26 protein-coding genes are annotated in these 23285 nt (G+C 46.6%); 25 read left to right on the top strand and 1 reads right to left on the bottom strand.

The annotated features are described in order from the left end of the window. The first annotated feature begins 10 nt into the window (after positions 1-10). From ACY2IG_RS10645 to ACY2IG_RS10625, 5 genes are all read left to right on the top strand, one after another. Positions 11-895 carry a MerR family transcriptional regulator gene (locus ACY2IG_RS10645; RefSeq protein WP_035407123.1) on the top strand — a complete coding sequence of 295 codons (885 nt, stop codon included), beginning with the start codon at positions 11-13 and terminating at the stop codon, positions 893-895. A gap of 57 nt (positions 896-952) precedes the next feature. Next, positions 953-1543: an adaptor protein MecA gene (locus ACY2IG_RS10640; protein ID WP_462617912.1), complete on the top strand. Its 591-nt coding sequence runs from the start codon at positions 953-955 to the stop codon at positions 1541-1543. Positions 1544-1682: 139 nt separating this feature from the next. Beyond that, positions 1683-2615: a D-alanine--D-alanine ligase gene (locus ACY2IG_RS10635; RefSeq protein WP_056062191.1), complete on the top strand. Its 933-nt coding sequence runs from the start codon at positions 1683-1685 to the stop codon at positions 2613-2615. 146 nt (positions 2616-2761) lie between these two features. Next, positions 2762-4027 carry a Glu/Leu/Phe/Val family dehydrogenase gene (locus ACY2IG_RS10630; RefSeq protein ID WP_035407132.1) on the top strand — a complete coding sequence of 422 codons (1266 nt, stop codon included), beginning with the start codon at positions 2762-2764 and terminating at the stop codon, positions 4025-4027. A gap of 130 nt (positions 4028-4157) precedes the next feature. After that, positions 4158-5147 carry a YpdA family putative bacillithiol disulfide reductase gene (locus ACY2IG_RS10625; protein WP_056062188.1) on the top strand — a complete coding sequence of 330 codons (990 nt, stop codon included), beginning with the start codon at positions 4158-4160 and terminating at the stop codon, positions 5145-5147. A 51-nt stretch (positions 5148-5198) separates the two neighbouring features. On the opposite strand, the gene ACY2IG_RS10620 is transcribed toward ACY2IG_RS10625, so the two are convergent. Beyond that, entirely contained in the window at positions 5199-6167 is a 969-nt protein-coding gene (locus ACY2IG_RS10620; protein ID WP_056062186.1) for an asparaginase, read from the bottom strand. Between the two features lie 167 nt (positions 6168-6334). Between ACY2IG_RS10620 and prsW the strand changes: the two genes are divergently transcribed. The 20 genes from prsW (at position 6335) to ACY2IG_RS10520 (ending at position 23278) form a co-directional block, all read left to right on the top strand. Continuing rightward, positions 6335-7012, top strand: a complete 678-nt coding sequence (gene prsW / locus ACY2IG_RS10615) for a glutamic-type intramembrane protease PrsW (protein ID WP_056062183.1) — start codon at positions 6335-6337, stop codon at positions 7010-7012. A 19-nt stretch (positions 7013-7031) separates the two neighbouring features. After that, positions 7032-7688 carry a flagellar brake protein gene (locus ACY2IG_RS10610; protein WP_035407143.1) on the top strand — a complete coding sequence of 219 codons (657 nt, stop codon included), beginning with the start codon at positions 7032-7034 and terminating at the stop codon, positions 7686-7688. Positions 7689-7764: 76 nt separating this feature from the next. Beyond that, on the top strand, positions 7765-8439 hold the full coding sequence (gene cmk, locus ACY2IG_RS10605; protein ID WP_035407146.1) for a (d)CMP kinase: 675 nt from the start codon (positions 7765-7767) through the stop codon (positions 8437-8439). Continuing rightward, the gene (locus ACY2IG_RS10600; RefSeq protein ID WP_035407149.1) at positions 8436-9035 is read left to right on the top strand and encodes a lysophospholipid acyltransferase family protein; all 600 of its coding nucleotides are present in this window, start codon (positions 8436-8438) and stop codon (positions 9033-9035) included. Before cmk ends, ACY2IG_RS10600 begins: the two co-directional genes overlap by 4 nt. A 102-nt stretch (positions 9036-9137) precedes the next feature. After that, complete coding sequence (gene rpsA, locus ACY2IG_RS10595) at positions 9138-10271, top strand: 30S ribosomal protein S1 (protein WP_056062180.1); 1134 nt, start codon at positions 9138-9140, stop codon at positions 10269-10271. A gap of 123 nt (positions 10272-10394) precedes the next feature. After that, positions 10395-11705 (top strand): ribosome biogenesis GTPase Der, encoded by a 1311-nt coding sequence (der, locus tag ACY2IG_RS10590; protein WP_029342014.1) that lies wholly within the window; start codon positions 10395-10397, stop codon positions 11703-11705. Between the two features lie 14 nt (positions 11706-11719). Then, positions 11720-12745, top strand: a complete 1026-nt coding sequence (locus tag ACY2IG_RS10585; RefSeq protein WP_035407152.1) for an NAD(P)H-dependent glycerol-3-phosphate dehydrogenase — start codon at positions 11720-11722, stop codon at positions 12743-12745. Between the two features lie 39 nt (positions 12746-12784). Then, positions 12785-12961 carry a DUF2768 domain-containing protein gene (locus ACY2IG_RS10580; RefSeq protein WP_023468644.1) on the top strand — a complete coding sequence of 59 codons (177 nt, stop codon included), beginning with the start codon at positions 12785-12787 and terminating at the stop codon, positions 12959-12961. Further along, the gene (locus ACY2IG_RS10575) at positions 12958-13692 is read left to right on the top strand and encodes a hypothetical protein (RefSeq protein ID WP_035407154.1); all 735 of its coding nucleotides are present in this window, start codon (positions 12958-12960) and stop codon (positions 13690-13692) included. The genes ACY2IG_RS10580 and ACY2IG_RS10575 overlap by 4 nt, the downstream gene beginning before the upstream one ends. Positions 13693-13777: 85 nt before the next feature. Beyond that, entirely contained in the window at positions 13778-14050 is a 273-nt protein-coding gene (locus ACY2IG_RS10570) for an HU family DNA-binding protein (protein WP_012370671.1), read from the top strand. 140 nt (positions 14051-14190) lie between these two features. Continuing rightward, positions 14191-14769, top strand: a complete 579-nt coding sequence (locus ACY2IG_RS10565) for a heptaprenyl diphosphate synthase component 1 (protein WP_035407157.1) — start codon at positions 14191-14193, stop codon at positions 14767-14769. Positions 14770-14791: 22 nt separating this feature from the next. Further along, positions 14792-15499 (top strand): demethylmenaquinone methyltransferase, encoded by a 708-nt coding sequence (locus ACY2IG_RS10560; RefSeq protein WP_035407160.1) that lies wholly within the window; start codon positions 14792-14794, stop codon positions 15497-15499. A gap of 1 nt (position 15500) precedes the next feature. Then, complete coding sequence (locus ACY2IG_RS10555) at positions 15501-16463, top strand: polyprenyl synthetase family protein (protein WP_035407163.1); 963 nt, start codon at positions 15501-15503, stop codon at positions 16461-16463. Positions 16464-16556: 93 nt separating this feature from the next. Next, positions 16557-16973: a nucleoside-diphosphate kinase gene (gene ndk / locus ACY2IG_RS10550; protein ID WP_035407166.1), complete on the top strand. Its 417-nt coding sequence runs from the start codon at positions 16557-16559 to the stop codon at positions 16971-16973. A 192-nt stretch (positions 16974-17165) separates the two neighbouring features. Further along, positions 17166-17942: a CheR family methyltransferase gene (locus tag ACY2IG_RS10545; RefSeq protein WP_290774980.1), complete on the top strand. Its 777-nt coding sequence runs from the start codon at positions 17166-17168 to the stop codon at positions 17940-17942. Positions 17943-17961: 19 nt separating this feature from the next. Then, on the top strand, positions 17962-19116 hold the full coding sequence (gene aroC / locus ACY2IG_RS10540; protein ID WP_462617911.1) for a chorismate synthase: 1155 nt from the start codon (positions 17962-17964) through the stop codon (positions 19114-19116). Then, positions 19113-20174: a 3-dehydroquinate synthase gene (aroB, locus tag ACY2IG_RS10535; protein ID WP_035407175.1), complete on the top strand. Its 1062-nt coding sequence runs from the start codon at positions 19113-19115 to the stop codon at positions 20172-20174. Before aroC ends, aroB begins: the two co-directional genes overlap by 4 nt. After that, positions 20165-21421, top strand: a complete 1257-nt coding sequence (gene aroA, locus ACY2IG_RS10530) for a 3-phosphoshikimate 1-carboxyvinyltransferase (protein WP_462617910.1) — start codon at positions 20165-20167, stop codon at positions 21419-21421. The genes aroB and aroA overlap by 10 nt, the downstream gene beginning before the upstream one ends. Positions 21422-21432: 11 nt before the next feature. Then, a complete protein-coding gene (locus ACY2IG_RS10525) occupies positions 21433-22719 on the top strand; it encodes a tetratricopeptide repeat protein (protein WP_231496842.1) in 1287 nt (428 codons plus the stop codon). 28 nt (positions 22720-22747) lie between these two features. After that, positions 22748-23278 carry a ReoY family proteolytic degradation factor gene (locus ACY2IG_RS10520; protein ID WP_035407179.1) on the top strand — a complete coding sequence of 177 codons (531 nt, stop codon included), beginning with the start codon at positions 22748-22750 and terminating at the stop codon, positions 23276-23278. Positions 23279-23285 lie beyond the last annotated feature (7 nt).

Here is a 23285-nt window from a genome sequence, read left to right as displayed (position 1 = left end):
GGCACGATGCATGGATCGTGGGAAATACAATATCAAAGCAGTCGCTGCGTTGGTGGGACTCAACCCGACGACCATTCGTGCTTGGGAGCGGAGATATCAAGTGCTTGATCCGGATCGAAGTGAATCCGGGCATCGCATTTATAGTGATAGTGACGTTGCGAAATTGCGTTGGATCGTCGATAAACAAAAAGAAGGATTGTCGGTTTCAAAGGCAATTCAATTATATGAGATGCCTGTCAATCGAGCTGAAGTGCCCCATGATTACGGAGTCGAACTACGAGATCAGTTATTCCGTGCATTGACGAACTTCGAAGAACGACACGCGCATGACATCATGAATAAAGCGTTCTCGATGTTTAGTTTCGATAAAGTCATTCAAGATATCGTTGGTCCACTCTTACATGAAATCGGACTGAAATGGGAGTCAGGAGAGATTACAATTGCGCATGAACATTTTGCAACAGCTTTCTTAAGAGCCCGTCTTTCGACGTTATCACTACAGATGCCGATCAATCCGTTCTTGCCGCGAATCGTTTGTGTCTGTGCACCAGAAGAAGAACATGAGCTCGGACTACTCTTCTTCACACTCTACTTGCGGCAATCGGGTTTTGATGTGATTTTCCTCGGTTCTGGTATTCCGGTGCCGGACTTAGTAGCCGTGACACATCAATTGCAACCGAAAGCTGTCATCTTATCGTGCACGTTATCCGATCATTTACCATTGCTTGATGAAGCATTAGACTGTTTGATGGCTGATTTTCCGAATCTTGAAATTGGACTTGGAGGATACGCGGTCGATCAGCTTCCGGAACGATACGGACCACACTTACTTGGTGCGGACGATCAATCGTGGAAAAGTTGGTTAAGTCGACTCACTCCGGTATCTGGTGTATAGTATGGTTCATAGCGAACGGAGACACCTATGTTTCCGGTCTTGACTGGAGGAGTCTATATGAGGTTTGAACAAATGAAACAAGGACACCTTCGTGTCTTTATTACGAAGCAAGAGTTATCACTTCACGATGTCCGACCAGAAACGTTGGCCGTTGGGAAGGGACAAGCTCTATTGCGCAATTTATTAGAGGAAGCTGAATCGAATTTTGGTTTTCAGGCAGCAGGAACACTCGAATTTTTCGTCACATTCTTTCCGAATGACGGCATGCTCGTTGATGTGCGTCGTGAAGGTGATTTACCGGAAGAGATAAATGACGAATTTGATCAAGTCGAAATTCGCATGACGGTCGACATCGTCCATCATGTCTTGTATGCCTTGAATTCGCTCGAAGATGTCATTCAAGCGAGCCATGGGTTATTACGACATATGTCGTACACGGAGACAGGCGGTAGTCTTTATTTCTTCGAAGGCAGCTATTATCTCTATTTCCAGGAACGAATGAATGACGCGCTCGAGCGTACGGTGACGACGATTTTGTCAGAATACGGGGAACCGAGCCCGAAAAGTCCGCTCGTCATGTCAGAGTACGGAAAAACGATTCAATCGAAACAAGCCATTGCCACGATTGCGGAACAATTCCACATTTAGAACATCAGGTGCGACATTGCCTCGTCAGGCAATGTCGCACCTTTTTATCTTCTACCAGAAGTGGCACCATTTTGTATTTTTTCGTGGTCAGAAGGATGGTATGATAATCATTGAACGTAAGAAGAAGGAGTGAAGTAGGATGAAAGTGGCAGTGTTATATGGTGGGACTTCAGGTGAACGGGAGGTTTCATTAAACAGTGGAAAATCAATCATGGAAGCGTTAAACAGTAAAGGACATGAAGTCACGGCTGTTGATTTCCATCCTGATCGAGCACATGAACTCTTCCAGCTGGATGTAGATGTGGCTGTCATCGCTCTTCATGGGAAAATTGGTGAAGATGGACGCGTGCAGGCGTTACTTGAACTTGCGAATATTCCATACACAGGTTCAGGTGTGTTAGCGTCAGCACTTGCGATGGATAAGGCACGTTCAAAAGTTCACTTTGATAAAGCGGGTATCACGATTGCACGTGATGTATTATTAGAGCGTGAAGATGATGTCGAGGCGAAAATCGCAGAATGGAATGGTCAATTCCCTTGTGTCGTTAAACCAGCACAAGAAGGTTCATCGAATGGATTGACAATCGCACAAGACGAGACGATGTTACGTGAGGGGATTGCAAAAGCGTTCGAAGCCGATGATGCGGTTCTCGTCGAACAATTCATTAAAGGACGCGAAGTGACGGTTCCAGTCGTTGGTCATAAAGGTGCAGAAAAAGCATTACCGGTCATCGAGATCATTCCGAAGAATGCCTTTTATGATTACGAATCGAAATATGCAATAGGAGGTTCAGAGCATATCTGCCCTGCCGAACTAGATGAGACGACGACAGCAATACTTCAGGAGTGGGCCGTCAAAGCACATCAAGTACTGGGTTGTGCTGGGTATTCCCGGTCAGATTTCCTTGTTCCTGAGTCCGGAAATCCAGTTATTTTAGAGACGAATACATTGCCAGGTATGACATCAACGAGTTTATTCCCGGACGGAGCACGAGCAGTTGGTATCGAATATCCGGAATTGGTCGAGTATTTCATGGAATTAGCGATTGAACGCCACGCCCAAATCAAGTAATCCAATCATTGATATCCTAGGAAAAGAAGTGAGAAAGCGCTTACAAATATGGGCGTAACCCCTTTCATTACGTTCGAGAAAAGAGTATACTTTATCCGAACAAGGAAACGGCATAGGGGATGCCACTTATGGGGAGGAACGTTGGAATGATTACTGACCAACAACATGCGAATCATCGCAAGAACGTACTGGAAGCAACACAAGAAATCGTCAAGGAAGCACTAGGGAAATTAGGGTATCCAGACGAAATGTATGAATTACTTAAAGAACCACTCCGGATGTTGACAGTCCGGATTCCGGTGCGAATGGATGATGGTTCGACGAAAATCTTCACAGGATATCGTGCGCAACATAACGATGCTGTTGGACCGACAAAAGGGGGAATTCGTTTCCACCCAAACGTGACGGAAGTCGAAGTCAAAGCATTATCCGTCTGGATGAGTCTGAAGGCAGGTATCGTTGATTTACCATATGGCGGCGGGAAAGGCGGGATCATTTGTGATCCACGTGAGATGAGCTTCCGCGAAATCGAACGTCTCAGCCGTGGATATGTCCGTGCCATCAGTCAGATCGTTGGACCGACAAAGGATATTCCAGCACCTGACGTCTTCACGAACTCACAAATCATGGCTTGGATGATGGATGAGTACAGCCGGATCGATGAATTTAACTCTCCTGGTTTCATCACAGGAAAACCGCTCGTTCTTGGTGGCTCACACGGTCGTGAAACAGCAACGGCGAAAGGTGTCGCAATCATGATCCGAGAAGCGGCAGCAAAAAAAGGCATTACACTTGAAGGAGCACGCGTCGTCGTTCAAGGGTTCGGGAACGCAGGTAGCTTCTTGTCGAAGTTCATGTATGACTTAGGTGCAAAAGTCATCGCCATCAGTGATGCTTACGGTGCACTTCATGATCCGAACGGACTCGACATCCCATATCTACTGGACCGTCGCGACTCATTCGGAACGGTTACGACATTGTTCAAAAATACGATCTCGAATAAAGAATTGCTTGAACTCGAATGTGATATTCTTGTTCCTGCGGCAATCGAGAATCAAATTACAGAAGACAATGCACATGATATCCACGCAGCGATCGTCGTAGAAGCAGCAAACGGTCCAACGACGAACGAAGCGACGAAAATTCTTGCAGAACGTGACATTTTGATCGTTCCGGATGTTCTTGCTTCGAGTGGTGGCGTAACGGTTTCTTACTTCGAATGGGTACAGAATAATCAGGGGTATTACTGGACGGAAGAGGAAGTCCACGAGAAACTCGAAAAGGTCCTCGTGAACTCATTCAATCAAGTCTATCAGACAGCACAGACGCGAAATGTCGATATGCGTCTCGCCGCTTATATGGTAGGTGTGCGGAAAATGGCAGAAGCATCCCGTTTCCGTGGTTGGGTCTAATTAAACGTTAAAAATACGTACCACCCGTTCCTCTAGATGAGGAGCGGGTGTTTTCCTATTGCAATTTCTTTCGTCTCTTGATGAGATTTGCTAAGATATAAAAAAAGCAACCGGAAGAGGAGATATTCGAATGTTAGATTGTATCGTAATCGGTGCAGGACCATGTGGTTTATCGGCAGCGATCGAAATGCAAGATCGAGGACTAGACGTCGAAGTGCTCGAAAAAGGAAATATCGTTGAAGCGATCTATCGTTATCCGACGCATCAAACGTTCTTTTCAAGTAGTGAAAAATTAGAAATCGGTGGCGTGCCGTTCATCAATAAGGAATTAAAACCACGTCGTCTCGATGCACTCGTCTATTATCGAGAAGTCGTCAAACGAAAGCAGTTGACGATTCGTCCATTTGAGACGGTCGAGCACATTGAACGTCAGGCGGATCGCTTCATCATCCATTCAGAACGCTCTGGAGTGAAGAAACAGCGAGAAGCACGATCTGTTGTGCTTGCGACAGGTTATTATGGGTTACCGAACCGAATGGACGTCCCAGGAGAAACGTTACCCCACGTATCGCACTATTTTACGGAAGGGCATCCATACTTTGATCAGGATGTCGTCGTCATCGGTGGGAAGAATTCAAGTGTTGATGCAGCAATCGAGCTTGAAAAAGCAGGAGCACGCGTAACTGTACTTTATCGTGGACCCGAGTATAGTCCATCGATCAAACCATGGGTCTTGCCGAACTTCGAATCACTCGTTCGTTCGGAAAAGGTCAAGATGGTGTTTGACGCGATGATCGAGGAAATCACGGACCAAGAAGTCGTTTACCGAGTGGAGGGAGACAAGCGGACTGTCCGAGCAGATTTCGTATTTGCGATGACGGGTTATACACCAGACGTCGGCTTGTTCGCTGATGCTGGTATCGCGATCGATCGCAAGACAGGTGTTCCGAGTCATGATGAAGAGACGATGGAGTCGAATGTTCCTGGGATTTATATTGCCGGCGTCGTTGCAGCAGGATACGATGCCAATAAGATATTCATTGAAAACGGACGTTTTCATGGCGCGAACATCGCGAATCATCTCGTCGAACGATTACGTGGTCTATCAATTCACGTCTAAAAAAACCTCTTGATTCGGAATGATGAGTTCCGAGTCAAGAGGTTTTTTCATTTATTCGACCCTGAATGACTCTTCGAGTTCTGATTGGGTCGCATTGATTTCGAGTTCAATCATTAATTTAAGTCGTGCTTTTTGTGAGTTCAGTCCATTTGAGAAAATGACACCGATCTCTTTTAACTGTTGACCGCCACCTGTATATCCATAAACATCTTGCACGATTCCATTGAAGCATCGACTAACGATGACGATCGGCATGACTGCGATCAATTCGGCAATGGCATCGACGATACTCGGAGGGACGTTCCCTTGACCGAGAACTTCAAGTACGAGTCCATCGTAACCGAGTTGTTTCACGGCTAGTAATAAATCTGGTTCCATTCCGGCATATACTTTCAAAACAGCAACACGTTTAGAGAGCGAGGTTACCATATGTGTTTGCTTCAGAAGTGGCGTGTTGAATAGGTAAACGTGATCTTTCGTCACCATGCCAAGATTTCCGAAGTGAACCGATTTAAACGTATCGACGGATGACGTATGCGTTTTCGTGACGTTGAATGCCGAATGAATCTCACCATTAAAGACGACGAGAACACCTTTTTCACGCGCTGCTTCACTGACTGCGACACGGAGTGCCGTGATCAAATTAAACTCGCCATCCGATCCGACTTCGTTGGATGAACGCATGGCTCCAGTCAAAACAATCGGAACAGGTGCACCAATTGTCAAATGTAAGAAATAAGCGGTCTCTTCAAGTGTATCTGTCCCATGGGTGATGACGACTCCATCGTAGTGTTCCTTAGCAAGTTCACTTTCGATGAAGTGTGCCAAACGTAGCATGATGTCGGGCGTCATATGTGGAGAAGGTAAATTTGAAAAATGACGCGTTGTGATGTTTGCGATATCCGTCGCTCGAGGTAGTGAAGCATCCAGTGGATTGATGTCATTCGGTAAGACGTGACCAGAGTGATCTTGCGCCATCGCAATCGTTCCACCCGTATGAATTAATAATAATGATTTCATTCTAAATGGTCTGTGTCAAAAGACAAAAGACCTTCACCTACTTTCTATAGCATATTCAATTAGTTCTTCCATATTGTAACCTTTTTCCCTCCCGAAACAACGAGGACGTTTTCTTTTTTCCAAGAAACCTTTATTCTTATGGAGAGGAAGAAAGGGGGAGAGGAAGCGTGATTCAAATCGTTTTCTCCGGAGTTGCCCCAGGCATCGCACTCCTAACTTATTTTTATCTACGTCACGAACATGAATCAGAGCCCGTTGGATATATCCTTCGAAGCTTCATTTTTGGAATTTTACTCGTTTTTCCCTTGATGTTCATCGACTACATCGTTCAAACGGAGTTTGGTGGGCGTGAAGAGGTGCAATTGATTCGAACAGCAGTCACAGAAGAGTTTGCAAAATGGTTCGTCGTCTTTTATACCGTGTATATCCATCAACGGTTTAATGATTATTATGATGGGATCATCTATGCCGTAGCGTGCTCGCTTGGATTTGCTACCCTTGAGAACATCTTATATCTGATGGTGAATGGAACGGTCGAACACATGCTATTCCGAGCGTTACTACCGGTATCCGGTCATGCTTTGTTTGCTGTCATCATGGGTTTCTTCATGGGAATGGCGAAATTCTCACCTCACCCGTATCGGTGGTTGTCCTTATCGATAACGATTCCGGTATTTGCACATATCTTATTTAATTTGTTAATATTGGAAAATGGTGGTATATCTGTTTTGCCAATCGTCTTCATGATCATTTTATGGACGATCGGATTATTTCAAGTACGAGGTGCCAACCGTTTGAATCGTCGATTCAAACGAAAAAAACAACATTCAGATGGCATCGAATAGAAAGTAGGAGCGAAGTAGGATGATGGAAATCGGGGATTTAGTAATGCTTTCGAATAGTGAAGATCGACAAGGACGGTCAAAAGTAACAGCCGTAACGAATCGATTGATTTGGATCGAGGCGCCAAGTGAGGTCGCGACATTAAAAACGTTCATCTTGTCAGATCACGAAGAAGTTTCTTTTTACTTCTTTAAAGAAAAAGGTAAATTATTTGGGTTTGATACGGTCGTCGTGGAACGACAAAATGATCCACTTCGTGGTCAGCGGTACGCCTTAAAGCGACCGAGTGATGATCAAATCGAGCGCATCCAACGACGTCAATTCGTTCGAGTACCACAAATGCTCGATGTCGCCGTTCATCCGCATAAAACACAATTTGATCCGTTTACGACGGTGACGCTTGACTTATCGGCTGGTGGCATGATGATTTTGTCGGATCAGTTACCGATTCAAAAAGAGGAAGAGGTGGAGATGACATTCATTCTACCTACTGGTGACGGTATTTCGAGTACTTTAGATGTTATTGCTGAGCTCGTCCGTATCGATCGACGGGAAGAACGGTATGAACTCGCATTCCAATTTACAATGATTCCTGACAGAAGTCGTGAGCTAGTATTGCGTCACTGTTATCAAATGCAAATGAAAAGTTCAAGAAGGGGCATGAATCCATTCACCTGACCGCATTTTTTTGCTATGATAACGTTCGGAAGAATGAATCCCCATCAAATATGGGGAAGATGGAAGGATTGGATGGATGATGAAGAAGATTCAAATTGCATTAGATGGACCAGCAGGTGCTGGGAAAAGTACGATCGCAAAACAACTGGCGGCACGCCTTGACTATGTATATATCGATACAGGGGCGATGTATCGTGCCGTTACGCTCGCAGCACTCGAACAATCGCTTGATCTGAACAACGGAGAAGTGCTTGGCGAATTGATGAAATCGCTTGATATTCGTTTAACACCAGGCGAAAACGGGCAACGTGTCTTTATTGGTGATCGCGAAGTGACGGATGCGATCCGTTCCATCGAAATCACGAATAATGTATCGTTCGTCGCTCGTCAAAAAGAAGTTCGAGCAGCACTCGTCACGGCGCAACGAAAATTAGCAGATCAGGGTGGCATCGTCATGGACGGTCGTGACATCGGTACAGTCGTATTACCTGATGCTGAATTAAAAGTTTTCTTGACGGCAACTGTGGAAGAGCGTGCAGCTAGAAGGCACCGGGAGAACATCGCGCGTGGGATGGATAGCGATATCACAGTTCTTCAAGAAGAAATCGCGCTACGGGACAAACGGGACAGTGAACGTGAAGTCTCTCCTCTACGCCAAGCAGACGACGCATTATATCTAGATACGACAGAGATGACGATTGATCAAGTCGTTGTTCGCCTGATGGAACTAGCGGAAGGTGTTCTAAAATGAAACGTCAAGATACCGTTTATCGGATTGCGCGGTTTGTCGTCTGGGTCATAGCCAAAACAGTCTTCCGATTGAAGGTGACGGGGCAAGAGAATATTCCGAAAGACGGTTCCTTACTCATCTGTGCCAACCACAGTTCAAATTGGGATCCCGTCTTCCTCGTCAGTGCGATTCCACCGAAACGTTCGGTTCGTTATATGGCGAAGGAGGAGTTGTTTAAAGTCCCTGCCTTAAAGCAGCTGATGATTGCGGCAGGAACCTATCCTGTCGGTCGTGGTCAAGGGGACCGTCAAGCCTTGAAACGGACGATCGAGCTGTTAAATACGGATGAGACTGTTGGCATTTTCCCAGAAGGAACGCGTTCTGCTCCAGGAGAATTCACATCAGCACAACCCGGTGTAGGGTTCTTCGCCTTACGATCGAATGCTCAGATTTTACCGATTGCCATCATTGGATCGTATCGCCCTTTCAAACGAATGCGCGTCGCGATCGGAAAACCGGTCGATATTTCGGATTTACGTGATCAACGTGGTGCTGCGAAAGCGATTTCTGATCGAATCATGGACGAAATCAAATCCGTCTACTTCAATCACGCTTAATACCTTGACAAATAGTCAGAATTGTAAGAAGTTAGAAGCAGGATAAACGCATTGACACGTGTCAGGCGTTTCTTGTACTCATCGTGAGGAGGTTGTTTTGGAATGGTCGAAGAAATGAAAGATATGCCTGATTTTGAAATTCATCGGGACCAGGTAGTTACCGGAATGGTCGTGAAAATTGAAGACAAGCAAGCACTCATTGATATCGGATATAAAACAGAAGCCATCTTACCGATCAGCGAAGTATCGAGTCTTCATCTCGATGATATTCGTGGTGTGTTGAACGTCGGAGATGAACTACAAGTGAAGGTCAAGAAAATCACGGATGAAGAGGTCGTCGTCTCAAAACGAGAAATTGATGCACTTAAAGCGTGGGAGCAAGTTGAAGAGAAGTATAAATCAGGTGAGATCTTTGAAGTTGTCGTGAAAGACATCGTTAAAGGTGGTCTCGTCGTTGATATCGGTGTCCGTGGATTCATCCCAGCGTCGCTTGTCGAGCGGCATTACGTCGAGGACTTCTCGGATTACATCGGTCGTTCGATTGACGTCAAGGTCGTTGAACTCGATCAAGAGAAGAACCGTGTCATTCTCTCGCACAAAGCCGTCGTTGAAGGTGAATTGAACGCGAAGAAAAAAGAGACACTCGAAAATCTAGAAGTGGGGCAAGTTCTAGAAGGAACAGTCCAACGATTGACAGATTTCGGTGCTTTCGTTGATATCGGTGGCGTCGATGGTCTCGTTCATATCTCGGAAATGGCACACCATCGTGTCGAACGTCCTTCGGACATCGTCACGGAAGGTCAGAAAGTCGAAGTCAAAGTACTTGGCGTCGACCGTGATACAGAAAAGGTTAAGTTGTCGATCAAGGAAACACAACCGGGTCCATGGCAACAGATGGAAGGGAAAATCGAAGCTGGGGATATTGTCAAAGGACGTGTACGTCGTCTTGTCCAGTTCGGTGCCTTCATTGAGCTTGCACCGCAGGTAGAAGGGCTTTTGCATATTTCACAAATCGCGAACCGTCATATCGGATCGCCTTCAGAAGTACTTGAAGAAGGACAAGAAATTGAAGCGAAGGTACTCGAAGTGCGTCTTGATGAGCACAAGATCTCGCTCTCGACACGTGTTCTCGAAGAGGAAGAAGGGTCTTCTGAGGACTATTCGGATTACTCGAATCAATCAGAAGGATTTTCTGTCGCTGACTTGACAGAAGACGATTCAGAGACGAAAGAATAAAGGATGACACAAAGCGGACACAAGCGTGTCCGCTTTTTATATGCGGTTTGTTATGGTATATGAGAGTTTGATTTGATACAATAGAACGGCTATGAAGCGAGAGAAGAGAAAGAAGGTGTTGGGATGGCAATTCCAGTCGTGGCGATCGTAGGTCGCCCAAATATCGGAAAGTCGACGATTTTTAACCGGGTGATTGGAGATCGGGTTTCAATCGTAGAAGACAAGCCAGGCGTTACCCGCGACCGTATTTACGGAACTGGAGAATGGCTGAATCGTCATTTTCATTTGATTGATACAGGTGGAATCGAAGTTGGGGATGAGCCCCTACTTCAAATGATGCGTCATCAGGCGGAGCTCGCCATTGATGAAGCGGACGTCATCATTTTCATGGTGAACGGACGCGAAGGAATCACAGCAGCGGATGAGGAAGTCGCGAACATGTTGTTCCGTTCGAACAAACCAGTCGTCGTAGCTGTCAATAAAGTGGATAATTTTGAGATGCGTGATTTAATGTATGAATTCTACTCTCTTGGATTCGGGGACTTATTCCCGATTTCTGGTACACATGGTCTTGGACTTGGTGATTTACTCGACCGTGTCCTTGAATTAGCACCAGATAAAGAAGAGTTGGAATATGACGAAAGTACGATTAAGTTTGCCTTGATTGGTCGTCCAAACGTCGGGAAATCAAGTATGACGAACTCGATTCTTGGTGAAGAGCGTGTCATCGTCTCGAATATCGCTGGTACAACACGTGATGCAATCGATACACCATTTACGCGGGATGAACAAGAATACGTCATCATCGATACGGCAGGGATGCGAAAACGCGGGAAAGTCTATGAATCGACAGAACGCTTTAGTGTCATGCGTGCTCAAAAAGCAATCGAACGAGCAGATGTCGTCTGTGTTGTTCTTGATGGTGAAGAAGGTATCATCGAACAAGATAAAAAAGTAGCAGGATATGCCCATGAAGCAGGTCGCGCGGTCATCATTGTCGTCAATAAATGGGATGCTGTTGAAAAAGATGATAAGACGATGAAAAAGATGCAAGAAGAGATTCGGGAAGAATTCCGTTTCCTTGACTATGCACCAATCGTCTTCGTCTCAGCAAAAACAAAACGTCGTTTACAAACGTTATTACCAGTCATTCAGCAAGCAGCGCACAGTCATGCGCAACGGATTCAGACAAGTGTCTTGAACGATGTCATCGTCGATGCTGTCGCTATGAACCCTGCGCCGACAGATAAAGGGGTTCGTTTACGGATTAACTATGCGACTCAGGTCGCGTCGCGTCCGCCAACGTTCGTCTTGTTCGTCAATGATCCAGAGTTGCTTCACTTCTCTTATAAACGATATCTCGAGAACCGGATTCGCGAGGCATTTGATTTCACAGGTACACCAATCCGGATTTTAGCTCGTCAAAAACAATAATGAGGTGATTCAGTATGACCAAAATCGCTGTCATCGGAGCAGGAAGCTGGGGAACAGCGCTCTCGCTCGTCTTAGCCGATAATGATCAGGAAGTCATTCTTTACGGTCGTGAACAAACAAATGTCGACCGTATCAATGAGCATCATGAAAATGCGCAATTCTTGCCGGGCGTCGTGTTGCCACAATCATTGAAGGCGACGACGGATCTCAAAGTGGCGGTCGAAGGCGCGACACATATTTTGATCGTGACACCGTCATCTGCGATTCGTGCGGTTTCTCGTCAATTAAATGAACTATTGACAGAACCAGTCGTCCTGATTCATGCATCAAAAGGAATCGAACCGAAGACACATCTTCGATTGTCTGAGTTGATCGAAGCAGAGGTCGACCCGGCGAAACGTAAAGCGGTTTGTGTCTTGACAGGTCCTTCACATGCTGAAGAGGTTGCGTTACGTAAACCGACGACGGTGACCGTTGCATCGGATGATTTAGAAGAGGCTGGTCGTGTGCAGGAATTGTTTACGAATGAAAACTTCCGTGTCTACCTCAATGCGGACATCATCGGGGCAGAACTCGGTGGAGCACTGAAGAATATCATTGCACTTGCTGCGGGTATGACAGATGGTCTCGGTTACGGGGACAATGCCAAGGCAGCCTTGATTACGCGTGGAATGGTCGAGATGGCTCGTCTTGGAACGATGCTTGGGGCAAACCCAATGACGTTCACCGGCTTGACAGGAATGGGTGACTTAATCGTCACTTGTACTTCTGTCCATAGCCGAAATTGGCGTGCGGGAAATGCCATCGGTCGAGGAGAAAAACTAGAGACAGTGCTTGAAAACATGGGAATGGTCGTAGAAGGTGTTCGTGCGACACAAGCTGCATATGATCTAGCAGAGTCGAAACAATGTGAACTCCCAATTACTTCTGCTTTATACCATGTTCTCTTTGACGGTCATACACCGGAAGAAGAAGTCAAAAAGTTGATGCAACGACCACAAAAAAATGAGATCGAGCATCTCTTCACGACGAAAGATTAACGGAGTGGGGTGGAAACCTTGAGTCCAGGATTATTAAAAATGTGGATTTCGTTCGCTGGCATCGGACTCTTTGCGATCAGTGTCTTGCTGGTCACGGTCAGTCGGACGAAGTTGAAAGGGATTTGGCAGATTCTCGTGTCAACCTTGGCATTCGTTTGTTTCATCGTTGCGTCGATCATCATGGTATTTATCGTCATGGCGGGACCGAGCGCATGAAAAAGTGGTTCGTACTACTCATGCTCATTCCGGTGACGTTATTATCAGGTTGTCTCTTTCCGGACAGCCAGAAACCGTCGAACCGCGTGCCGTATCCGCAACAATTACGTACCGTTCAGGATGCCGTCGATGCATACCAGAAAGACACAGGTGTTTTGCCGATCAAAACGATGGAGGCAGATACGCCACTCATGGAACGTTATCAAATCGAACTGGGCCGTCTGATACCTCGTTATATGAGTGATCCACCAACGAACAGTTTCGAAGGCGGGGGAACATTCATCTATTTGTTGGTCGACGTTGAGACGAAGCCGACTGTCAAATTGATGGATTTGCTTGTCGCGGAAGAACTACAGAAGCTTCAAGTCCGAATTGATGCGTATCGCAAGAAGAATGATAAGTACCCATTTAAAGGCTCCATCGGAAAAAATCAGTTTACCCTTGACTATAAAAAGTTATTCATCAAAAAAGAACCGACTGTCCCAAGTCCGTACTCAGATGAAAAGCTATCGATCTATGTCGATGGTCAAGGTCGTCTTTTCATCAACTATTTGCCAGAGTTGAAGAAAGCTGTACAAACTGCGAAGAAAAAGCCGAAAGTCGGTCAGGATATTCGGTATTTGCTTTATGAAGATCAACCATTTGTTCCTGCCTATTCTCAAAGCTACACGATAAACGAAAAAGGCGAACCTGTGTTTTCAGAGAAATCGAGCGAAGAATCTGAAAATTGAACGTTATTTACACGAAAATGTTGTAATAGCAACGTTTATAGGGTATGATTACCCTCGAAGAAGTGATTGGGAGGGGGTGAAAGTAATGAACAAAACTGAACTCATTCAAGCAGTCGTCGAAAAATCAGGTCTTACAAAAAAAGACGTGACGAAAGTTGTTGAATCAACATTCGAATCGATCACTGAGACACTTCAGTCTGGAGAGAAAGTCCAATTGATTGGATTTGGTAACTTCGAAGTCCGTGAGCGTGCAGCCCGTAAAGGTCGCAACCCACGTACGAAAGAAGATATCGAGATTCCAGCAAGCAAAGTACCTGCCTTCAAACCAGGTAAAGCATTGAAAGATGCTGTGAAGTAATCCGGCTACATAGTCGCCCGAGATTTTCTCGGGCGGCTTTTTTGTGGACATTCAGAAGCGTGAAAGCCCGCCGATTATGGTATATTAAAAAAGAAGAACGTCCATCAACGAGATGGCACTGGAGATCGGGGGGTAAAAGCATGGAACAACATGAGCTGCGCGTGGATGAAATCATCACTGCACTCACCACTAAACAAACGACACGATTGGCTCGACATGTGGATTTCCCTTCCATCGATCGTGAACAGATCCGTTGGTTGATTGATGTCGCTCAACATGACAAGCTAGATTCAGAAGCACTCGTCAAAGCGATTCATTTCGCACAAGTCGCTTTACGTCTGCATGAACGCGTCAGTAAAACATTACGCGGTTCGAAGGAAAGACAGCTTCTTGTATTAGCTGGAGATCTTTTCTCGAGCTACTTCTTCGAACAATTAGCGGGTTTGCCGAAAGAGGTTCTTGTCTCACTCGGACGGACCATTCAACGTGTCAATGAAGCGAAGTGTGCCTTACATGAAATGAACTATGAATCAACGGAAGAACGGGTTCTCTTATGGTTAACAGCAGAGTTCGGATTAATGCAAGGACTCGCGGCAATCACCAAACGAGAATGGCTGACACGACAAGGACGGCAGATCATTCAACAACAGGCAGAGCAGCTAGATCTGGTCGCACAGAAATTACTGTTATCGCATCTCGAACAGATGGCGGTAGCATGAGATCTTGGAAAGGGTGAGCAGTGTGCAGACAAAAGATAAAGAAAAAAAAGTGTATGAAGTGTTCCAATCGATATCAACGAACTATGATCAAATGAATTCAGTCATCAGCTTCCGACTGCATAAATTGTGGAGACGCGAAACGATGCGCCGGATGCAAGTCTTCCCAGGTGCTAAATGTCTTGATCTCTGTTGTGGAACGGCAGACTGGACGATTCAACTGGCAAAAGCAGCCGGTCCGACTGGTGTCATCAAGGGACTTGATTTTTCAGAGAACATGTTAAAAGTCGGCGTGGAGAAAGTAGAAGCGCTCGATATGAAAAACATCGAATTGATTCACGGAAATGCGATGGATTTACCGTTTGGTGACAACTCATTTGATTTCGTGACAATTGGTTTCGGTTTACGGAACGTTCCTGATTACCTTCAGGTCATTAAAGAGATGCATCGCGTCTTAAAACCAGGTGGAACGGTCGTCTGTCTGGAAACGAGTCAACCGACGGCACCGATTTTCCGAGAAGCATATTCGCTATACTTTGGAAAAATCATGCCACAAGTAGGTCGTTTGCTTGCTAAATCGTATGATCAATACAACTGGTTACAAGAATCAACGGAAGTGTTCCTCGACCGTGTCGAACTGAAACAACTCTTCGAACAGGCAGGCTTTATGCAAGTGGAAGTCAAAGCATTCGCGGGTGGGGCTGCTGCGATGCACCTTGGGAAGAAGTGGTGAGATGTCACTGCATTCCATCTACCGTGATGTCACGAAGGAAGTTAATTTAGTCGATCGTTTTCTGATCAGTCATATCGCTTCGGAGGAACCAACGATTGATGCAGCAGGAAAACAACTGCTGAAAGCTGGTGGAAAACGGATTCGACCAGCGTTCGTATTGTTAGCCTCTAAATTCGGTGAGGCAGATCGAGATGAACTGATCCGTGTAGCAGCAAGTCTTGAGCTCGTCCATATGGCATCGCTTGTACACGATGATGTCATTGATGACGCTGAACTACGACGAGGAAAACCGACCGTTATGCAATACTTCGATGAAGAAGTGGCGCTTTATTCAGGCAATTATTTGTTTGGGGAAGCGATTCGGTTGATTGGAGAAGTCGGAAAACCAGAGCTGGTCCAAGTCATGGTCCATACGATGCGTGAAATTTGCGAGGGTGAGATTGAACAGATCTATGATCAATATGATTGGGAACAGTCGATTAAACGTTATATCAAACGAATTGAACGAAAAACAGCCATTCTCATTGAAGCAAGTTGCCATCTAGGTGCAATCGTTGCGAATTGTTCAGCGGCCGATACGAAAGCGTTACGACTGTTTGGACGAGATATCGGACTCGCTTTTCAGATTGCTGATGATTTGCTTGACTTCACAGCGAATCGAACGCAACTTGGTAAGCCAGTGGCAGAGGATCTACGTCATGGACATAAGACGTTACCCGTCTTTTATGGAGCGGAAGATGCTGCCTTTTACGAAAGTCTTTCGAAAATCGAGACGATGCCTACCCACGAAGAAGTTGCACCATTGCTAGCATTTCTTCAAACTTCAGGTGCCCTCGAACGAACACAACGAACGGTCGATCTTTACATTCGTCGTGCCATCAACCGGCTCGAACCCTTACCTAAATCTTCCGCTAAACGATCGCTCGAAGAAGTGGCGCGCTACGTTGGTAAACGAAAAGGATAAAGATTGTCAAAAATTTCTTGCTGTTCTTCTAAAAAGCCAGTAAACTGACTATGTAAGCGCTTTTCTAAAAGCATTTCATAGGGGGAACTAGAGATGGAACAGACATTTTTAATGGTCAAACCGGATGGCGTAGAACGTGGATTGATTGGGGAAATCATCGGACGGATCGAACGCAAAGGATTCATCATTCGTGAAATGAAAATGATGAACGTCACAGAAGAACTCGCGAAAGCACACTACGAGGAACATGCGGAGAAACCATTCTTTGGAGAGTTGGTCACTTTCCTGACGTCAGGTCCTGTCGTCGCTTTGCGTGTTGAAGGGGCAGACGTCGTTGCCGTTTCTCGTTTGATGATCGGAAAAACAAAACCACTTGAAGCAGCACCTGGAACGATCCGTGGTGATTTTGCGAACACGATGAGTGAGAACGTCATTCATGGTTCAGACAGTATCGAAAGTGCGGAGCGTGAGCTTGGTCTTTGGTTTCAAGGACAGCCAGTTAATGTCTAATACATGAATAGTAGGACAAGCGGGGAGGGATTCGATTCGATCGAATCCCTTTTGTCGTATTTTTGTAAAACGGACTGACCGGATTGGTTAATTGCTTTTTGGAATGCCTATAGCTTTATGCTACTATAGAAAATAAGTTGAACCGGTCAAAGAGATGACCATTTGATATCGAGAGTGAGCGAGGTGTGCCAATTGGAAGATTACGAACTTTTCATACAACGATTCAAGACCAAATCAGGGATTGATCTCGGTCAGTATAAAGAAGCACAGATGAAACGACGGTTGACGGCGTTACGTGACAAAAAAGGGTACAGTACGTTTGCGTCCTATATGCAGGCAATGGACAAAAGTACCTCGTTATACGAAGAATTTTTAGATCGGATGACGATTAATGTCAGTGAATTCTTCCGTAATCCGATACGTTGGCAACAATTGGAGCAAGACATCTTACCGGTCTTGGAATCACGTGCACATGGACGAATTCGAACGTGGAGTGCTGCCTGTTCGACGGGAGAGGAACCGTATTCCCTAGCGATGATCTTAAGTGAACGACTCGATTCGTCGGCTTTTACGATTCAAGCAACGGATTTGGATGAGCTTGTCCTTGAAAAAGCGAAGCTTGGTCGATACGGAGCTTCCGCATTGAATGAGGTCGTAGAAGCGCGGAAAAAGCAATATTTCATCGAGCAGGAGCAGACATTCGAAGTTGTTCCAGAAATCAAACGACTTGTTCGTTTCAGTAAACATAATTTGTTAGGCGACCGGTACGATACCGGTTTTGATTTAATCATCTGCCGTAATGTACTGATTTATTTTACGGAAGAAGCGAAAGCACATGTCTATCGTTCGTTCGTCGAGGCATTAAAACCAGGCGGTATTCTGTTCGTTGGAGGAACGGAACAAATTTTCCAACCAGAACGATTTGGATTAAAGATGAAACAAAGCTTCTTTTACGAAAAAATCGGTTGAACAGGAAGGGATGAAGCGAATGCGTTACATGACAGCAGGAGAATCGCACGGAAAAGGATTGACCGTCATCATTGACGGGATGCCGGCAGGACTCACGATTGATTTCGAAGCCATTCAGCGTGAAATGACGCGTCGTCAAGGGGGATATGGACGAGGTCGACGGATGCAAATCGAACAAGATCAGATTGATGCACGTGGTGGGATTCGCCACGGATACACGACGGGATCACCGATCAGTTTGTTCATCGAGAATAAGGATCATACGCACTGGACACAAGTCATGCAGGCGGAACCGCTCGGAGAAGAGTTGGAACGCCCACGGACATTAACGCGTCCACGTCCCGGACATGCGGATCTCGTCGGAGGATTGAAGTACGGTCATCGCGATTTACGCGATGTGCTGGAACGTTCTTCAGCGCGTGAGACAGCAGCACGTGTTGCCGTCGGTGCCTTCGCTAAACAATTACTGAATGAACTCGGAATTGAAGTATTCTCGCATGTACGATCGATCGGTGGGATTGATGCCCCTTGGAAAGATCCTGTAGAATATCAGGAAACCATTGATGCTTCACCTGTTCGCTGTGCCGACGAACTTGCAGGACAACGAATGATGGAGGAAATTGATGCTGCCAAAAAAGAAGGCGATACACTCGGCGGTGAGATCGAAGTCGTCGTGACGGGCATGATGCCAGGCATTGGATCCTTTACCCAAAACGATCTAAAGCTCGACAGCCGAATCGCGCAAGCTGTCATCAGCGTCAATGCGATGAAATCAGTCGGTTTTGGTGACGGGTACGAGCTCGGTCGTCGCAAAGGAAGTACCGTCCAAGATGAGATCGTCCATGATGCATCCGGATATCATCGACGGACGAATCATCTAGGTGGAATCGAAGGAGGGATGTCGACAGGGATGCCGATTCGCGTCCAGGTCGCGATGAAGCCGATTCCGACTCTCTATCGTCCCCTGCAATCAGTCGATATTGAGACGAAGGAAGCCTTCACGGCACAAATCGAGCGAAGTGATGCCTGTGCCGTCCCTGCCGCATCTGTTGTTTTAGAAGCCGTCGTTGCGTTTGAGATTGCGGTCGCTATCCTTGAAATGTTCGGAACATCAACGATTGATCGTCTTCAAGCTGCCGTTGCCGCTTATACAGAGGAGGTTCGAACGTTTTGATCGAGCTTGATATCCGGTTAAAAACGTCATATCCAGTATTTGTCGGAAATGGGGCATTAGCACGTTTATCGCATCTTTCGGCGCTGAACGAGGCGGATCGCATCTGGATCATTACGGATGAGACGGTTCGAGACTTGCACTTGCACACGTTGCAAGAGGCATTAGGGTCTATATCTCAATCAACAAGCATTCATGTCAGCACTGTGCCAACTGGGGAGCAGAGTAAATCACTTGCGGTCTACGGTTCTTTATTGGAAGAGGGAATACGTCATGGAATGACACGACATAGTATCATCCTTGCGTTTGGTGGTGGCATGATAGGTGATTTAGCGGGATTCGTTGCAGCGACTTTTTTGCGCGGCATCCCGTTCATTCAAATTCCGACGACACTCTTAGCACATGATTCGAGTGTAGGTGGAAAGGTCGGTTTGAATTTATCGCTTGGAAAAAACTTGGTTGGGGCATTTTATCAACCGAGCGGTGTCGTGTATGATTTAACGCTTCTTCAGACATTACCAGATCGGGAATGGCGGAGCGGCTTCTTTGAATTGGTCAAACATGGATTCCTCGCACGACCATCGTTTGCAGATACGTTACTCGATGTCTCGTTGGATACTATCAAAGGGCTTGATCTTGAAGACTGGCTCGCACGAGGGATTAACGTTAAACGGGATATCGTCGAACAAGATGAGACGGAGCAAGGGATGCGTGCCTTCTTGAATTATGGGCATACATTCGGGCATGCCGTTGAATATGCGAGCCTGGGTCTGTCGCATGGCGAGGCAGTAGGGATCGGACTCGTCTTCGTCAAGTTTTTGGAAGGAAATGAGGAACAGGCGGAACAACTCGGACGGTTGCTCCACCGTCTCGGAACCGGATTGCCGGACCGACAATCGTTCGAGACATATCTGGAACTGATGCGTCGCGACAAAAAGAATCACCAAACTACGATCCGATTCGTCCTTGAGAAAGAAGGACGTTTTGACTTAGAGGCAATCAGTGAAGAACGATTGCAACAAGCGTTCAATCAAACAATGAGGTGTTTAGAATGGGATTAAGAGGAACAGTACAAGTACCGGGCGATAAATCAATGACACACCGTGCTTTTCTGTTCGGTGGGATCGCTAAAGGAACGACACATGTCAGAAATGCACTCGAAGGAGCGGACTGTCTCGCTTCATTAGAAGCGATGCGAGCGCTTGGGGCACACGTCGAACGAACAGCAGGAGAAATTCGCATCACCGGTACGGAAACGTTTCAAGAAGCAACGATCGATTGCGGAAACTCGGGAACGACGATCCGTCTTTTATGTGGGATTCTAGCAGGCGGTCAAGCAACGTATGTACTCGATGGAGATGCTTCCTTGCGCAGACGTCCGATGAAACGGATCACGGAACCACTTGCCTTGTTCGGAGCGAACATAACAGGTGAGACGGCGCCGCTTCACATTACGGGAACGCCACTTGTCGGAACGACGTATACGTTACCGGTCGCAAGCGCGCAAGTGAAAAGTGCCGTCTTACTCGCAGGTTTACAAGCGACGGGCGAGACGACGGTCATCGAGCCGATTCTATCACGGGACCATACGGAACGCATGTTGCCACAGTTTGGCGTTGACGTATCGATCGATGACTACGAAGATGGTCGACATATTCGTGTTCAAGGTCCTGTACATTTACAAGCGACGTCACTCGACATCCCGGGGGATCCATCGTCAGCAGCGTTTTGGTGGACGGCAGCAGCGATCGGGCAGGATAGTCGGATCACGACGACGCACGTCTTGATGAATCCGACACGGATCGGTTTTTTACAGACGTTGCGCCAGATGGGGGCAAGTGTCGAAATCGATCACCGCTCAGAAGATGGTGGAGAGGAGACGGCAGATGTGACCGTCGAGACGACATCGTTGCAAGCGACCACGGTCGAAGGTGAACAAATCCCTTCCTTGATCGATGAGATCCCGTTACTTGCATTGCTTGCGACGCAAGCAGAGGGACGAACGATCATTCGCGATGCGGAAGAGCTCCGTGTCAAGGAGACGGACCGGATCGAGACGGTCGTGACGGCGTTACGGCGTCTCGGGGCGAATATCGAGGCGACGGATGACGGTATGATTATCGAAGGACCGACACCTTTGCAAGCAGCGGAAGTCGACAGTGCAGGTGATCACCGACTCGCGATGATGTTGACGATCGCGGCGACAATCAACCCGGAAATTATAGTGCATGGACGCGAAGTAGTTGAAGTCAGCTACCCAACGTTCTATGATGATTTAAAGAAACTTCAATCCGACCGATCTGAGTAAGAAATAGGCGGATGACAGAAAGTGGGGCGTTTGCCTTGAATGAACAAGTATTGAACGGCATCATCGAAGAACTAGAACACGGCCATACCTCGGAAGCCTTAGCGACACTAGAACAACTCGAAAAGACAGGGACGGATGAGGATCGCCTCGCGGTTGCCGATCTCTATATCGAACTTGGATTATCAGACCGAGCAGTTAATCTATTGGCACCGCTTTACGTCGAATACGCAGGTAACGCCGGAGTCGCCTTGTTACTGGCAGAATGTTATATCGATTTGGACCGGGAAGAGGAAGCGATTTCTGTCCTTGAGCAGGTCGACACAACGGACATGGAATATGGTCCCCGTTCTCTCGTATTACTCGCTGATCTCTATCAGTCACAAGGTCTTGACGAAGTGGCATTAGCGAAGCTGAAGGAAGCACGTAATCTCGCTCCTGAAGAACCATTACTGGCATACGGATTAGCCGAGCTCTACATGACGCTCGGTGCGTTTGATCAAGCGGTACCACTATTCGCTGAAATCGCAGAGCGTCCAGAGTTACGTGCTGAATTGCCGCTCGATGCCCTGTACGCGGAATCACTCGCGATGACAGGACAATTTGAGGATGCGATTCCACTGTATGAACGTGCTGTCGCAGAACGTTCCGACTTGCATACGCTGTTTGGTCTTGCGATGACGGCTCACCGTGTCGGTCAACACCAAAAAGCAGTCGAGACATTCCAACAATTGATTGCGCAGGATCCGGATTATACATCAGCGTATGTACCGTACGCGGAAAGCCAAGCCGAACTTGGGCTGACGAAAGAAGCACTGAACGTCATCAAGCAAGGGATGGAGCGCGATGATTATAATGACGAGTTACGGACGATGGAAGCCTTATTCCTTCTCAAACTCGGCGATCGCGCAGGAAGTGTTCAAGCGTTACGTGAAGCACTCGCTTTAAACCCGGAATCAATCGTCGCAGCGGAACGTTTGCTTTCGTTACTGGCAGAAGACGAGGATCATGAAGCAATGATTGAGACGATCTCAGCCATTGAAGAACATGTCACGGCTCCGATTCTGACATGGTACCGGGCGCGCGCTTTATATGCGTTAGAGGAATACACGCAAGCGATGGAGAACTATGCGATAGTCGAAGGCGCATTCACGGAAGACGCGCTTTTCTTGAAAGAGTATGGTTTTGCACTCGTCGAGGAAGGACGGCGTGAAGAGGGACAACGTCTCTTACGACGCGCTGCACAGTTGACACCAGAGGATAACGAACTCGTCGACTATGTTGAACGAATGGATGGATGACTTCACGGGAGAAGGGAGTAGGATTGAGATGATAGAGAGAAAGCAGCGATTCTTACGCCGCATCTTGACCTATTACACGTTAAAGCGACGGGAAGCAAAATGGATCATCGATTACTGGTTGCGTAACGAGGCAAAACTCGAGCAGGTACACTTCGTTCAAAATGCGACTTTCGCTCCGAAAGCCATCATCATGACGACATATGGATTCGATGCGGAACCGTTTCTTTTTAAAAAAGGGGACGTCACGACGCTAGATCCAGAAAAAGCGTATCATGACATTCGTTTGACATCGGAAGATATCTACATCGAGCTAAACTTCCAAGGCATGATGATGGACGATGAATACTTGTCTTTACTGGAAGAAAATCCATTTCGTCCGGAAGTCGCTGTTGAACCGCGTTTAGCAGATGAAGCGACTCATTTCATCGCTGTCACGGTCAATCGACAAGAAGAAGAACGGTTGGTCCGATTGATCGATGAAGCACTTGATGCACGCGATCAACATCGATTCCACTCCCTTTCCGAACAGTTACGTCTCGTTCGAAATCAACTCCCTTAATCAAAGA

This window comes from Exiguobacterium sp. EF_C8 (assembly GCF_054956715.1).
This window is presented reverse-complemented; position numbering and strand designations above follow the sequence as displayed.